Annotated in this window: 14 protein-coding genes; 5 read left to right on the forward strand and 9 right to left on the reverse strand. The window is 60.0% G+C overall.

The window, feature by feature from the left end:
* The first annotated feature begins 99 nt into the window (after positions 1-99).
* Positions 100-648, forward strand: a complete 549-nt coding sequence (locus GSQ73_RS10500; protein ID WP_158883767.1) for a DUF922 domain-containing protein — start codon at positions 100-102, stop codon at positions 646-648.
* A gap of 66 nt (positions 649-714) precedes the next feature.
* Here the strand turns inward: GSQ73_RS10500 and GSQ73_RS10505 are convergent, their stop codons facing one another.
* The 6 genes from GSQ73_RS10505 to GSQ73_RS10530 form a co-directional block, all read right to left on the reverse strand.
* Positions 715-1,086 (reverse strand): YciI family protein, encoded by a 372-nt coding sequence (locus tag GSQ73_RS10505; RefSeq protein WP_158883769.1) that lies wholly within the window; start codon positions 1,084-1,086, stop codon positions 715-717.
* A 176-nt stretch (positions 1,087-1,262) separates the two neighbouring features.
* Complete coding sequence (locus GSQ73_RS10510; RefSeq protein WP_158883771.1) at positions 1,263-3,215, reverse strand: S41 family peptidase; 1,953 nt, start codon at positions 3,213-3,215, stop codon at positions 1,263-1,265.
* Positions 3,216-3,270: 55 nt separating this feature from the next.
* Positions 3,271-3,954, reverse strand: a complete 684-nt coding sequence (locus tag GSQ73_RS10515) for a Fe2+-dependent dioxygenase (protein ID WP_158883773.1) — start codon at positions 3,952-3,954, stop codon at positions 3,271-3,273.
* A 4-nt stretch (positions 3,955-3,958) separates the two neighbouring features.
* Positions 3,959-4,714, reverse strand: a complete 756-nt coding sequence (locus tag GSQ73_RS10520) for a tetratricopeptide repeat protein (RefSeq protein WP_158883775.1) — start codon at positions 4,712-4,714, stop codon at positions 3,959-3,961.
* Between the two features lie 17 nt (positions 4,715-4,731).
* Entirely contained in the window at positions 4,732-6,867 is a 2,136-nt protein-coding gene (locus GSQ73_RS10525) for a TonB-dependent siderophore receptor (RefSeq protein WP_158883777.1), read from the reverse strand.
* Positions 6,868-7,358: 491 nt separating this feature from the next.
* Entirely contained in the window at positions 7,359-8,207 is an 849-nt protein-coding gene (locus GSQ73_RS10530; protein ID WP_158883779.1) for a hypothetical protein, read from the reverse strand.
* Positions 8,208-8,613: 406 nt separating this feature from the next.
* On the opposite strand from GSQ73_RS10530, the gene GSQ73_RS10535 reads away from it, so the two are divergent.
* The gene (locus GSQ73_RS10535; protein WP_158883781.1) at positions 8,614-9,333 is read left to right on the forward strand and encodes a hypothetical protein; all 720 of its coding nucleotides are present in this window, start codon (positions 8,614-8,616) and stop codon (positions 9,331-9,333) included.
* 182 nt (positions 9,334-9,515) lie between these two features.
* Here GSQ73_RS10535 and GSQ73_RS10540 read toward each other — a convergent pair whose 3' ends face one another.
* Positions 9,516-10,490 (reverse strand): hypothetical protein, encoded by a 975-nt coding sequence (locus tag GSQ73_RS10540; protein WP_254063379.1) that lies wholly within the window; start codon positions 10,488-10,490, stop codon positions 9,516-9,518.
* A 278-nt stretch (positions 10,491-10,768) separates the two neighbouring features.
* The gene (locus GSQ73_RS10545; protein WP_158883783.1) at positions 10,769-11,524 is read right to left on the reverse strand and encodes a M90 family metallopeptidase; all 756 of its coding nucleotides are present in this window, start codon (positions 11,522-11,524) and stop codon (positions 10,769-10,771) included.
* A gap of 148 nt (positions 11,525-11,672) precedes the next feature.
* On the opposite strand from GSQ73_RS10545, the gene GSQ73_RS10550 reads away from it, so the two are divergent.
* The 3 genes from GSQ73_RS10550 to GSQ73_RS10560 all read left to right on the forward strand — a co-directional run bounded on the left by GSQ73_RS10550 (position 11,673) and on the right by GSQ73_RS10560 (position 14,159).
* Positions 11,673-12,137 carry a nuclear transport factor 2 family protein gene (locus GSQ73_RS10550; RefSeq protein ID WP_158883785.1) on the forward strand — a complete coding sequence of 155 codons (465 nt, stop codon included), beginning with the start codon at positions 11,673-11,675 and terminating at the stop codon, positions 12,135-12,137.
* A 47-nt stretch (positions 12,138-12,184) separates the two neighbouring features.
* Positions 12,185-12,685: a hypothetical protein gene (locus GSQ73_RS10555; RefSeq protein WP_158883787.1), complete on the forward strand. Its 501-nt coding sequence runs from the start codon at positions 12,185-12,187 to the stop codon at positions 12,683-12,685.
* A 115-nt stretch (positions 12,686-12,800) separates the two neighbouring features.
* Positions 12,801-14,159, forward strand: coding sequence for a metallohydrolase (locus tag GSQ73_RS10560; RefSeq protein WP_254063380.1), 1,359 nt, complete (start codon positions 12,801-12,803; stop codon positions 14,157-14,159).
* Between the two features lie 148 nt (positions 14,160-14,307).
* Here the strand turns inward: GSQ73_RS10560 and GSQ73_RS10565 are convergent.
* On the reverse strand, positions 14,308-15,030 hold a 723-nt coding region (locus GSQ73_RS10565), incomplete at its 5' end, for a hypothetical protein (RefSeq protein WP_216844763.1).

A 15,030-nucleotide genomic window follows, 5' to 3' on the forward strand; every position in this document is an offset into this window, starting at 1 on the left:
GATCAGTCAACGTCTGTCGCGAGATACGGACATCGTGTCAGGCGAAGGTTTGACGCTTCGACGCTGCAACAACCATCGCTTTTCCAAGGAGCGCTGAAGATGTTTGCCGTCACAACGCCAACGGTTCCCATCCCGCGTCCTGTCGTCGTGGAAACGGTCAAGTATTACGAGATCAAGGGCCAGCACGAAGCTGATCTCGTCAGGGAAATGAATGCAAAGGGTTACCGTGTGGGCAAGGCCACTTACTGGGGCTACACATCGCCGACCGTCCAGTGGACGTTCGATGTTGAAAAGCAAAATGGACAGCGATGCATGCTGACGAACCCGCACGTATCCGTCCACATCATCACGACGCTTCCCAAGTGGAATGCGCCAACCGGAACCTCAGGCATCTTGGTCACCAAATGGAACGAGCTGTTCGCTGCGTTGAAGCACCACGAAGGTGAGCACGGACAAATCGCAAAGGAACAGGGCGATGCCCTCGTCTCGCTCATGCAGACGCATCCCAGCGATGCGTCATGCAAACAACTCAACGCCTATCTGCACACCGAGGCTCAGAAAATATTTCAGCGCGACGCGGAACGAAACACCGAACTCGATCGGCGCACGCATCACGGCACTGACGAGGGCGTCGCCATATCGTGGTGATTGATGTAGCCACGAAGTGGTTTGCTGAAAAAGGCATAGCAGCCTTGAAGCGGACGTCCAAAGACGTCACTGGGCCAGATAGAAATCCATGGGAATCAGCTCGACGGCCCATCCGCCTTCTTCGCCCAGCGTGGCGGCGGGGTGCATGGACGCGATGCGCAGCGCTTCGTCATGCGTGTCTGCCTCGATGATGAACAGGCCGCCCACCACTTCCTTCGACTCGGTGTACGGCCCATCGCTGATGTGCGTCTTGCCCTTGCGCGGGCGTAGCGTCCGCCAGCCGTCCAGATCGCCGAGCGACGCGGAGACCAGCACCTTGCCGGTCGCGCGCATCTTCTCGTCCAATGCCGGGCACTGGCTGACCAGTTTCTTGACGTCGTCCGGCGCCATCGCGGCGAATTGTTCCGGGGTGAAGTAGGCGAGGCCGAGGTATTTCATGTGAAGTCCTTTGAGCGGGAGATGCACTGACGACGAGGGGGAGGGGCGGAAATCGACAATCTTCCGGGAGAGTTTGTAGCGGGTGTCGCAAGCACGCGCGTTTCGCCGCTGAGAGTGGACGCGGGCTCGATGGCTGTTAGACCGGGGCGAACCATCGATGTTCGCCTCCATTCCTCTCACTTTGCAGCTAAAAGTGCTGCTGCTGAGCGTTCCAGGGCGGGATCCGTATTTCGCTGAATGCTTTCGATGGTGGGTGAAACGGCGATGACAGGGCGCAGGCCCACGCCCTCGAAGACCGTTCCATCGGCGGCGCGGTCATTCCTGGTGCAGACGCGCGCGCTACCGCCGCCGGGTAGCTGGAAGAACAGTGGTTGTCCGGTGCTGCCTGCGGTCGTTTCACCCACGGTGATGCCCCCATGCATGGCATCGAATGCCGCGACGAAATCCTCGGCTGCCGAGAACGTGCGTGCGCTGGTCAGGACCGCAACCGGCACGTCGACGTGATGTACGGGATCGGCTGGAACCTCGAACTGCGGCACGTCTGTCCATCCTGGCAGCGTCCCACGCGCGCGGTCCGCTGCAACGTAGCTTCGCGTTCGAATCATGGGACCGCGAATCGGTTTCCGCGACAGCACCTGGAGCAAGTCGATAGGCGTGCTGCCACCGCCGTTGGCACGCACATCAATCACCAGCCCCTTGGCGGCGTTGACGAGCGGCAGGTTCGCAAGCAGTGCTTTCGTTCCCTCCGTGTCCTCGAATTCATCGATCGTGAGGACGGCGATCCCGTCCGGTCTCATTTTGAAGGGAGCGCCACCACCTTTGTTCCATGTCGACTGATCCTTCAGCGTCAATCGTGTCAGGACGCGATCTTCCTGCTTGCCTTCGGCAGTCCTCACGGTGACGTGGAGGTGGCTTCCGGCGCGTCCACTGAGCAGCGCGTAATCGAAGGTGCGTACCTGCAAATCCTGTGGTGTCGAGGAACTCTGGTAAGGCGCGATCTCGCGTTCCGCATAGCGATGGATATCTTCTCCATCGATCTTCAGAAGCACGTCGCCTACGCGCCACCGCTGCGTGATCAATGCGGGATCATCGACCCGAGTGACCACGACAGCATTTTCGACAAGTTGCGTGCGCAGCCCTGGGCGGCTATAGAAATTGTCTTGCATGGCCTCGGGCGGATACACGTTGGTGTGGCCATCCTTCAGCAGCGCCGCGAAGCGCATCAGCACGCGAAAATATTGTTCGGTCGATGTGGTTGCCCGCACCTTGGGCAGGAAGTCCAGGTACGTCTGGTTCCAATCCAGATCGGGCTGTCGGTCGAAAAATGCAAAGTTGAAACGGGCCTCTGACCACACCGTGGACAGCCCTGCGATCTTGGCGTCTTCGCTCAAATTCGGCGCGAGAGGCAAGGCTTGCCCGGGCTCCTGTACCCACAGGCGTTCACGATTGCGCGCGGCTTCCACGAGTTGCTTGAATCGCGAATCGCCATGGAGCGATGCGAGATCGGGATCCGTGGCCAGATGCTCCGCTGGCACGCTGCCGCCCCGAGCTTGCGAGGCAGTGAGGACATCGATCGCTTTCTCTTTGCGACCCGCGAGCGCTTCATCGCAGGCAAGGTCGTACATCGCAGCGTTCCAGTGCCAGTCCATGCCATCGGCGCCGGCTGCATAAAAGGGTTCGAGGATCGCGGCCGCCTTGGCATATTGCTTCGCTTGATAAAGCTTGAGCGATTCGGTGTAGCGCTCGGGCAGGTTGGCTGCGGACGCAGGTGGTTGTTGCGCGGCTGCCGTGAAGATCGCACCGCAGCCTACAAGAAAGAAAACCCGACCACGCTTGCGCGTTTGCGTCTTGATCATGTCGTCTCCGAAACTCATGCCACGTGTGGTGATGGACAAAGACACATTGCACGGCCGCCCCAATGAAAGCCGCGGACTCATTCTCGAGCGATTGATGCCATCACGTCCCCTGATGCCACGCGAGCTTATCCACGCCCGGTCCGACCAACAAGTCAGTGAATATCCGATTCGAGAGGGAGTGCTGACGAAGGTGCTCCCGGGACGCAAGTTCGTGACGCCGCATAAGTCATTAGTCCAGGCGAGCAGCACACGTCCTGCGCGCGTGGACGTCAAGAATTGGACCTTGCTCGTCATCGAAGGAGTAGTCGCAAAGGTTGCAAATGTCTGCTCAGGTGTCCGACCAAAGACGAAGAAGACCGTGATAGTGGGCAGTCAGGCGTACCAGTGATTCCGATTCGGTTTCGAGTGCTGTCAGATGCTGGATGGTTTGATCGAGTTCAAAAAGCAGCTGCCTTTCGTAGTCGCCGCGGACCAGACTCTGAACCCAGAACACGGCGGCCAGTCGGACTCCGTTCGTGACCGGAGTGACTTGATGGCGAGCCGTTGCGCTGTAGATGATCATGTCGCCGGCGTCGAGCTTTATGCGTTCCGTGCCGAAGTCGTTTTCGACGAGAAGTTCTCCACCTTCGTAGGAATCTTTCGGTGACAGAAACACGGTCACGGACAAGTCGGTGCGCAGTTTCTGTCCGCGTCCGAGCACACGAATGGAGCCGTCGACGTGCATCGCGAAATGCATCCCCTCGTCATACCGATTGAACATGGGTGGATACACATGGTTCGGCAGCACCGCACTGACGAACGTCGCGTTGCGTTCGATCACGCCGAGCAGCGAGTCCGCCAGTTCCCGCGCCAGCGCACTCGACTGATCGAGCTGTTGATTTCGCTTGACCTTGGCGCCCTGGTGGCCGGCGGTAACGCGGCCATCCACCCAGCATGCTTGGTCACTGCCCAGCGCGTTGCGCACCGAGCTCAGCTGCGCGGCATTCAGTACTTGAGGAAGACGCAGAAACATAAAGCTATGCACTCCTTGCAGCGGCGTCACATCGCAGTGTCGCCGCGTTCGATGGCGAGTCTCCGTGCAAGGACGCCAGGCATTGCCGCGATGCCTCTTGCACAGCCGGCGTGCCTGTGGCCATCGCTCTCTCAAGCCAGGGAATCGCTTGTTCGGCCCGGCCGCTCGTGACGAGAATGCTCGCCCAGTTGTATTGCCCGCGAAAATATCCGGCCTCGGCAGAGCGGCGGTACCAGTCAGCCGCCGCTGCAAAATCTTTTGGTGTGCCCCAGCCATGCTCGTAGCAGCGGCCGACCAGATTCATCGCGCGGGCGTGTCCCTGCGTGGCCGCTTGAAGATAGCAACGATGGGCTTCCTCCATGTTCCGTTCGATGCCGAGGCCGTCGAGATATAGATGGCCCAGGTTGTACAGCGCCCAGGCGTGTCCGGCATTGGCCGCGCGCTGGTAGTACGTGGCAGCGAGGGTCACATCGACGGTGCAGCCCCAGCCATTTTCAAGGCAGCGGCCGGTCATGTTGATCGCATCGAGATTGTTCTGCGACGCCGCTCGCTTGAACCAGGACAAACCTGCGCGTTCGTCCTTCGCGACGCCGATCCCTTCCAGCAACATCTGGCCGTAATAAAGCTGCGCTTGCGGCATCCCTTCGAAAGCCAGCAGGCCCATCCAGCGCGCGGTGCTTTGAGGTCGATGCAGGAAAAGGCTGCGCACCTGATCGGGATGCATCTGCAACAGCCGTTCGGTGATCGATACGGTATTCATGCGATCCGCTTGCTGCGTCACAGGTTGAAGTTCGCGGTCAGCAACGCGGTTCTTCCAGCGCCTGGCACGGTGTGATTCTCGGCCGGCGAACTGAAGTACGAGTTGGCGAAGTAGTGCTTGTTCGTCAGGTTGTAACCGTTGAGTTGCAGCGCCAGTGATCGATTGACCCTGACGCGCACCATCGCGTCGAACGTGATGTAAGCGGGAACGTGCGCGGTGTCGTCGACATCCGCCGCGCGACGATCGAGAAAGTTGAATCCCCCACCGACGGACCACGTCTTGTCGATCTCATCCACCAGCCACAGGTTCGCCTGATTCGGAGCGGTGTTCAACAGAGGCGCGCCGACCGCCGCCGTGTCCGACGATTTCACCGTGCGCGAATCCAGATGGGTGAAACCTGCGGTGATTTCCCACTGATCGGTGAGATGTCCGGTCGCATCGGCTTCGAAGCCGCGAACGCGTTCCTCGCCGGCGAGAATCTGCGGCGCGGTCGGGTTGGTCGGGTCACCCACGCGCGCGTTGGTCATCTGCGTCTGGAAGACACCGGCCTGCAATGCGAGACGTCCATCGAGCGCCGTTGATTTCGCGCCGAGCTCGAACGTCCGGTCTTTTTCCGGATCGAGCGACGCGGTCTTGGTGCTCAGCGACAAGCTCTCGGCGGACGGGTCATACGACGTGCCGTAGGACGCGTAGAAACTGAGTTCGTTGATCGGGCGATAGACCAGCGACGCGCGCGGGCTCGCGATGGTGTCGGTGTGGCTCAGATAGGTATGCGTGATCGGCTCACTGTAATTCGCGTCGAAACGGTCCAGCCGCACTGCGCCGGTCAATTCCCATTGCGGTCCGAGTTCGGCGATGTCCTCGATCAGGCCGCTGACGGTTTTGGTGACGGTGTCCGGCCGTTGAGTAACCTGAGTTTGATGCCCTGGAAAATCTTCGAACGGATCGGGATCGAGGATCGGCGTACCGGGAATCTCGTCCAGTTGGTTCGCAAAACGTGTGAGGTCGGCTTCCTCGCGATCCAGTTCCAGGCCTGCAATCAAATGATGGTCGATCGGACCGGTGGCAAATTGCCAGTGCAGGTTCGCGTTGTTCATAAGCGTCGTCACCGCGCCCTGGACGCTCGGCCTATCGCGAAAAGTCAGCACGTCGTCGAGCGGTGTTCCCGGCGTCGGCAAGGTGTCGCCATAGTGCGCAGCGGTCTCCCGACTGTCGAACCAGTAGCGGCCCGCACGCGCGGCATCGGTGAACCACAGGTCGTCACTGAATTTGACGTTCAACGATCCGGTCAGCACGTCGTCGCGCGTCTTGTAGCGGTCGTCTTCGGGCAAACCGTAATTGGTGTCACGAGGAACCGGCACTGGCCGACCGAATGCGAACGGAATGCCGTAGTCCGGAATATCGTTCTGCTCCTGATGAAGATAGTTCACTTTCAGCGTGACGTTTTCACCCAAACCGAAAGCGAAAGAGGGCGCGATGCCCCAGCGCCGATTCCTGACGTAATCGCGATCGGCGACATCGGATTTCATGTCCATCACATTGAGGCGGAAGGCGGATGCGTTGCCGAGTCGATAGTTCAAATCCGCAGTGCCGCGGACTTCATTGTTGGTGCCGAGCACGACACTGCCTTGTGAGAAATCCGACAACTGCGGCGACTTGCTCACCTGGTTCACGACGCCGCCGGTCGAGCCGCGTCCGAACAATGTCGATGCCGGCCCTTTGTAAACCTCGAGCTCATCGATGTTGAAGCTGTCGCGGGTGTAGAAGCCGGTGTCACGCAAACCATCGAGGAAGAAATCATCGCTGGCAGCGAATCCGCGCAGGTTGATGTTGTCGCCGTGCGTGCCACCTTCGCCGGCGTTCAACGTGATGCCCGGCACGTTTTTCAGGGCATCCTGCAGGTTGTTCACCGCCTGCTGTTGCATGACTTCCGCGGAAACGACAGTGACGTTCTGAGGCGTGTCCTGTAGCGACGTGGCAATCGCGCCAACGCTTGGAGCGGTAACGACGACGGCGGGAAGGGTCTGGGTTGGCTTGGTTGCATCATCGTCGGCGTGGGCCATCAGCGGCGCGCCCAGCGAGAAGGACGCCAGGTACACCATCGAGCCGAAACCAAGCGGCTTGGGACTCTTTCGCAATTCAAATCGTTGCACTTGGGTCAGCTCCGTGGCTTTGGTGGATGTCGATGCTTCAATCGGGATGACTCAAACACCAATAAGAGTGATTCGCGTTTGCGGCTCACTGATCTGGGTGCCCGAAATCTTTCAAAAGGTTGCGTCCACGGAGATTTGCTGGCCCTGAGGCGCCTCAAGGCGGTGTTTGGACTTTCAGGCTGGCCGAGTCGCGGCACGGTTGGGCGCGAGGAAACGCGATGGCGTGGCACCTGCAGGCAAGATGCGAAGTGCGGATCCGTTTGAAGCCAAGATCCCTGCGGCCTTCAGACGCGGCGGTTCTCAAGTGATTGTCGTTGCGCGTGTGGTCAGCGAACTCGATCAAACAGAAGAACGTAAAAAACATCAGCACCTGAGTGAGCGACCGATGGGGCGATACCATAACGTCCGCCGCCTGGATTGGCAGCGGACGTTGTGTGATTCAGATATCGATCCGGGTGCCGGCGTCTATGTCGACGCCGACAGCGGTTGGATCATTTTGACGATGCAGGCGGCGCGGGCGATGTGGCTGTGCTCGCACCGGCGGGCGCGGGTTGTGCGATGCCGGAGCTGTATTGCCCGACCTGCAGAGCGAACGACGCTTTTTGTCCGGCCGGCAGCGCTGCCGGATCGGCGTAGACCTGGATCGTGTAATTCGTCGCCGCCGCGGGTGATTCTGACCAGGTGTTCGCACCTGCCGAGTTCGTGTCGACCAGCATCTTGTTCTGGGTCTGGTCCGTCACCTTGAAATGCAGCTGCGGGTTGCTCGAGACGAGATTGACCTTGATGGTCATGCCTGCCGCGATGGCCACGGTGAAGTTGTGCGCGGTCGCGCCGGTGGCCAGGCTGCCACTCTGTTGCGCCCATGGTTTGCCGGCTTCGAATGTCACCGCGGTGGTCGGCGGCTGCATGTCCGAGGCGCCGTATTGCCCGACCTGCAACGCGAATTTTGCGGTTTCATCGGAGCCGATCGCGGCAGATTCGATGTAGACCTGGATCACGTAGGTCGTATCCGTTGCGTTCTGCAGCGTCCAGCTTGCTTCACCCGTCTTGAGGGTGTCCAGCAGCTTCTTGTCGTGCGTCTGGTCTTTTACCTTGAAATGCACGTTCGGATTGCGGCTGAGCAGATTGAGCTGGAAGGTTTTGCCCGCGCCGACCGCGACCGTGTAATCGATTGAGTTGTCGGAGTGGGTGAGGTTGCCGATTTCCTGCGCCCACACGCTGTTGGCCGCGAAAGTCACCGCGACAGGCGCGGTGGCAAAGGCGGGCAGCGACATGCAGGCGGCAGCCATGCCGAAACTCATGCCGATGGCGGTGCTGCGGAGAAAATGGAAACGTGACATGTGGAATCCTTGCGTGGTTGGAGTTCGCTGATGATGTGCTTCGATAGTTCCACGTTGTCGCATCGTCGCCGTCGCGTCGATGCTGCCTTCCTGGTGGATGGCCGAGCCTCACCCCCGGGGTCGGCGCCGTTTTCGGACCATACGCCTAGTTCGTGAAGCTCGCCATATCGGGTGAGCGGAAAGCTTTAATCTCCCGGCGGGTCGCTCCGGACAAATTTTTTCGCCCGCGCATGCAAGTCCTGCCGCCCGCAATTTTTTTCGAATCAGGAAATGACGCAGAAGTCGCCAGGCATATCCCTTCCTCGATATGGATGACGGCTTCCGGTTCTGGCATAACTGCGTCACTGCGATAGAGACGGCTACCGATTCCCGGACCGTCCACGCCAGTGACTCAGGGGAAAACATGATGGCGATTCTGGTTGTGCGTACGGGGGTGAAGCGTGCGGAGGACGTGTTCTTCACCGTCATGTCCTTGACGATGCTGCTGATCGTGCTGGTCGGCTTTGCCCCGAGTTATTTTCTGCGAGGCGCGGTCTTCGCGCATCTGCCGAGCATGCTGGTGCATTTGCACGGCGCGGTTTTTTCGTCGTGGATCATTTTGTTCGTCATCCAGTCGAGCCTTGTCTCGGCGGGCAACATACGGCTGCATCGAAAGCTTGGCGTGCTGGGCGCGGTGATCGCCGGTCTGATGGTGGTACTCGGCGTATTGGCGACCTTTGGCACCCTGCGGCGCGGCGCCGAGTTGCCCTCGTTCTTCACGCCGGCATCGTTCCTGATCGACAACGTCATCGGCATCCTGATTTTCGGCGCGTTCGTGGCGGTTGCGATCTGGAAACGCAACAATGCCAAGGTGCACAAGCGCATCCTGTTCATTGCGAACGTGATGCTGATGCCGCCGGCGCTGAGCCGCCTGCCGTTCGTCGACGCCCATCCCTATCTGATCGGCATGATTCCGCTCGGCATGATTCTGGCGCTGTTCGTTTTCGATCTCTTCGCGTGGCGACGCCCGCTGCTGGTCACGGTGATCGGCGGCCTGATCTTCTTCATCGCCAACCCGATCATGGGCGCAGTCGTGCACACCCCGTTCGCGCAGCGGATCACCGTGTGGGCGCAGCATCATCCGTGATCAATGGTTGGGCCGCGCGGCACGGCACGTCTTGGAAACGCAGCGCATTTCTGAGTGTGAAAAGTGCGGCCTGAGCGGTCGCGTCGACGACGGTGGTTGTATCCACGGCGGATACTTTCAGACAGGCGTTGGTATTTAGCCTTCCATATCCGGGATGCGCTGCGGAATCCTGTCGACGATGCTCAGTGCGAACCCGTGCTCGATGAAGCGCCCTGCGGCGATTCCTCCGCTGCGCGCTTGGGCGTATCGAGCGGGCACCAGGTCTTGAGGCGCTTGCCCTGACGGAAGAGATCGATGCACTCGCGCATCTCGGCCTTGAAGGCCAGCTCCGGCGTGTTCAACGGGCAACCATCGGACAACGGTTTGGTCGCCTTGTACTCGGCAATGCAACTTGCCAGTGGCGGCTTGGGCGTATTTGGATCGTCAACCAGCGACGCCGGCGGCAGGTTGAGCCGTTCGTCGCCTTCCTTGGGGCCAGGCGGCAGGGGAGGCGCGCCGCAAAGCATGTTGGATGCCGTGCTGATCTTGTGGGGATCGCAGATGCTGTCGGCGATCTGCTTGAGCGCATCGCCGACGTGGCGACCCACCGCACCGCCGGCCGTCTCGCTCGGCGGTGGAAAATATTTTTCGAAGCGGGTGGACTTGTAGTGCATGCGATTGGTGTCGTGCTGCATGATCTGGCGATCGTCTGCGGGCTTGGCCGGCGGGGCCTTGGCGCTCGCCGCCGCGTACGCAGGTTGCGTGGGCGACAACCGCACCGAGCCGTCTTTCGCGAACAAGCTGTTGGCAGGCGATACGGCCGCGGAAGTGGCAGGTGCCGGTGGCGGCTCGTGATCCTGCACGACCATCGCGTCCTGATGTGGCTTCTCGCGCGTAATGGGACGAACGCGGGGCGGCGCCGTCGGGCGTGGCGGTGTCAACGTGGGCGGCGCGATTGGCTCGGGCGCGTGCACGATGGGCGGACTCGAATGATCGATCAGACGAACCTGCAACACCTGCTCGATATCGTCATGCATCACCGCCACATGCAGCGGCTTCGGCTGCATCTCGTGCCACAGCACCAGCGCGAAAAGCGCATGCAGCAGCAACACCGCAAATAGCACCAGCGTCAACGCCGGGCGCGTCAGTGGCGGCTGTCGCCAGCGTCCGCGACTCAAGGTCGCCCGCGTTTCGCCATCGAACAATGCCAGACCGCGCGCACGATCTTCTTGCTGTCGATTTCGGACCTGCTCGGAACTTTCGATGACACTGCCTCATTCAAGCCAATCACGCAGACCAACCTGCGCATGTCGTCAGCGCGTGTTACGGCCAACCTCAGTAGACATGATCTTTCATTCAGGGTTCCCTGGGCGTAAAGGGATGTAGAGAAGCCTGTGTTTCCCTGATTTTGTTCATCCCGTTTCTTCGCAAGGCCCGAAGATTTCGGTAACGGCGCTCAAAATGGATGGTGCCGGTAGAACAACGCCAGCTGCCGATACACATCCGGCAAATGCTCGCGCAAGTTTGCCGGTGACTCGAAGAACTGCTCGCTGGTGACCGCAAAGAATTCGGCCGGACTTTCGAGCGCATAAGGGTCGATCGGCAACTCGACGCCGTGGCGTTGATCTTCTTTCATGCGCTCGAACGTGCCCGAAAAGATGTGCGACCACGCGACGTGATCCATGCGTCGATGCAAGGGCGGAAAGCCGTTGGCTTCACCGTTGAGCAAGTCGAGCTTGTGCGCCATTTCGTGGATGACCACGTTGTGCCCGGGTTTCGTTCCCGCATTGAGTACTTCCGCCCAGGAAAGGATTACCGGCCCACGACCCCATGCTTCACCGGCCAGCATGGTGTTGCTTTCATGCACCACGCCGGCCGCGTCCATCTTCTGGCGACGCGGAATGAACGCGTCCGGATACACGATGACGCTGTGCCAACCGTCGTACCAATCCATGCCGAGTTTCAGGACGGGAATGCACGCGTGCATCGCGAGCAGGACAAGGTCGGCATCATCCAGCTCCAGATCCTTGGTCGGCTCCACCGACTTGCTCTCCAGGAACAACGTGGCCAGCACGCGCAACGTGGCCTGATCGGATGCACCCAACCGCCGCGCCGCGGCACAGCGCTGCAATGCGTTTTGCCAGAGCGGTTCGGGAATGGGATGTCGCGCGACGATGCGTCGTATGCGCCAGTTTCTGATTTTGTCGAACATGGGCGCACACCGGAAAGAGTCGCAGAATCACAACATCAGGACCGATGAGCGCTTTCTCAAGGACGCTGCGTAACAGGGCATGCAGCGCAAGACGTTCCATTATTTCGGGTCCAGCGTATATTTCGCGACACACCACGGGGGAATCGTCATGCGCAAGCGAATCAACGCAGGGCTGCTGGTTGTATTTGGGGTATTGTCGTTGACCGTGCAGGCGGGCAAGCCAGGCACGCCTGTTACGTCAGCGGGAGAATGCTGGACCAAGGCGATGAACGCCGGCGACGTCGACGCGGTGGCCGCGTGTTACGTGCCCGATGCGGTGATGTGGTTTCCCGGTGGCGCGATGGCCAGGGGACGCGACGCCATTCGCAAAGGCTATGCCGACTATTTCGGCGCCTTCACCATCAAGGATGCCCACCTCGAAGACATGGGCCACGTGGATGCCGGCGACGCCAGGAAAACCTGGGGCACGTTCAAGATCGTGATGGTTTCCAAGGCCGGCGGCAAACCCGTCACCGAACGCGGCCGTTTCACCGATGTATCGCGCGAGATCCATGGACAGTGGTTGTACGCAGTCGATCACGCGTCAGATGATCCGGCGGCCACGACGCACTGAGATCCCACAAAACTCGTTGCCGAGTTGAACCAAGCAATGGTGAAAGCATGAACTGGCAGGCCATCGGTGCGATCTCCGAAGCATTCAGTGCCATCGTGGTGGCGGCGACGTTGGTGTACGTCGTTCGGCAGATTCATCATCTTCGGCAGCAGACGATTCTTGCGTCGTTCCAGCATACGTACGACGCGATCAACCAGTTCGACGCGTCCATCGCGCAGTCCGACGAGGTGGCCGCGCTGGTGGTACGGGGACGCGCGTCGATGTCGGGTTTGTCGCCGAGCGAAAAGCTGCGGTTCGAGCACCTGTTTGGACGTCTACTCAATATCGTCGAGAGCTGGCATTTCCAGATACTGGAAACGGCGCCACCCGGTGGCTATCGTGACGAGCAGTTGAAGAACATCGCCAACTTCGTACGCACGCGTTGCGATCATCCCGGCGTGCTCGAATTCTGGAACGACTATCAGCAGTGCTACGACGCGGCAATGCATCGGCTGATGCACGAGAACACCGGTGCCGTGGCCGCGAATTCCGGCAGCTCGCCGGAATAGTTGTCGCGGCGCTTGCGCATGCACGGCACGCGGCTTCGAATGGCCTTTGCCGGTTGACGCTCCGCAAGGTTTAAGCCACGTTGCGCACTGAATCCCGTTCGCGTGGTGATAGCTCATGACTTCAAAGTTTCTGTCTCGCAACGATCGCGGCGTGGCCGCAGCTTGTGCCCTGGCGTTAGCAGGCTTCGTTGTGCTGACGTGCTTCGGTGCAGGAACGGCTAGCGCATTCTCGAACAAGGACGCGCCGTCGAACTCGCCAGTATCGACCGAGCAACCAACGCTGCCGCCGTGGACGGAAGGCTATCTCTACATCCATCACATCAGCACCGGCCGCGGAAACTCCGCGTACATCGTCATGCCCGATGGCACGACGATGCTGCTCGACGCGGGTGAGGCGGATCCGGAATTCGTCAGATCCGTGGCGCCGTTGGTCGCGTTTCCGGCACGGCCGGACGCCACGCATTCGGCCGGCTACTGGATCGCCGATTACATTCGCCAGTTCGCCCCGCAGGGTCGGCCGATCGCGCTCGACTATGCGTTGATCACGCACTTCCATACCGATCATATCGGGACGATTTCGGCCAGCAGCCCGATGTCGGCGACGGGTGCGTATCGGCTGGCGGGCATCACCGAAGTGAACGACCTGATCCCGATCGGCACGCTCATTGATCGTGCTGCGCCGAATTACAACCTGCCGGTCGATCTTCGGGCCTGTACAAAGACCAGCGGCAATGACGGGCTTTCGCTTGCCAACTACATGGACATGGCGGCGTACCGCGAACAGCACGGAAAACCGGTCGTCAAACTTCAGCCGGGCGCGCTCGATCAGATCCATTTGCAACAGGCGCAAAAATTTCCCGATTTTCATGTCAGGAACATCGCGTCCAGCGGCGTGATCTGGACCGGACGCGGCAGCGGTACGCAGCAATACATTCCGCTCGACGCGATCAAGGATTGCCACTTCGACGAGAACCCGTTGAGCGACGTCATCAGGATCAATGACGGCAGGTTTTCCTACTACGCGGGCGGCGATATTCCCGGCGTTCCCGATTACACGCAGCCGTATTGGCGCGACATGGAGACGCCGATTGCCGCCGTCGTCGGGCCAGTCGACGCCATGAGTCTTGATCACCATGGCAATCGCGATTCCACCAACGGCGCGATCCTGCGCGCGTTACAGCCGCGCGTCATCGTCCAGCAGAACTGGCTCTCCGCACAGCCCGGAGAAGAAGTCGTCGTGCGATTGGCATCTCGCGAGTTTTATCCCGGTCCACGCGATGTCTTCGCGACCGGCATGAGCCCGGAAACGCATATCGCCATCGGTCCGATCATGGACAAGGTCTACAAAAGCTACGGTGGACACGTCGTCATTCGAGTCGCTCCCGGTGGAGCGACTTATGAGGTTTTCATCCTCAACGATGCGGATCGCAAGCGCGAAGTGATCAAGCGCTTCGGGCCGTACCAGGCGCGCTGAATCGATGGAGCTGGCGCGTCGAGGTCGAATAGCCAATGTGAAGGTATCGGCAAGTCGCAGCGTATTGAATGAGCTCAGCGACATTTGCCTCGAAGCGAACAATCAAGGCAGCTTTGGCCGCCTTGATTGTTCGCAAAGTGTGGAGTGATCAGGCAGCGAACGGGGGTGCTACGGAAGCTACGGCATCCTCGCCGCACACATCGCGCCACATGTGATACATCACGCCGAACGTCACCGCGAATATGAGCAGCAGCATGGCGATATAGAGCGGGACGAGCACCACGAATACCACCCAGTAGCTGATGAGCTTGGCGATGAAACCGAGCACGAGTGCCAAGACCACAAACACGACCACGAAGACTATCCACGCAAGGATGCACGCCACCAGGTAAACGAGCAGGGGTAACAGGTTTTTCAATGCGCCGATCAAGCCATCGCCAATGGCGCCGAAAATATTGCGACGATTAAGCGCGACCTGACCCAGGCTTATGGCATAGAAAACCGTCATGAAAAGGGCAAGCACCACGAACAATGCGACGACGATGCCGAAGCCCTCGGGCAACGTGGTCGGCGGTGCCTGATGGCTGGCCTGTGCCGTCAGCAATTCCATGTACCACCGGGCGACCTGACGGCCGATTGTCGCGATGACGATGCCGAACAAAACGAGATACACCGCGATCATCGCCAGCCCGTAGCCCATCAGGCGAAATGCGTCACCCTGTCGGTAGGGCCTGAAGATGTCGAATGCACTGACCGGCCGCTCGCGCTCCGCTGCATCGATCACTTGCAGGTAGCCTGCGTAGAGCGGCACCAGCAGCAGATGGAATAGCATGGAGATTGCCATGATCAAGAAGAAGGTCGTCGTGCTAGG

The sequence above is a fragment of the Rhodanobacter sp. L36 genome (assembly GCF_009765755.1).
Lineage (GTDB): Bacteria > Pseudomonadota > Gammaproteobacteria > Xanthomonadales > Rhodanobacteraceae > Rhodanobacter.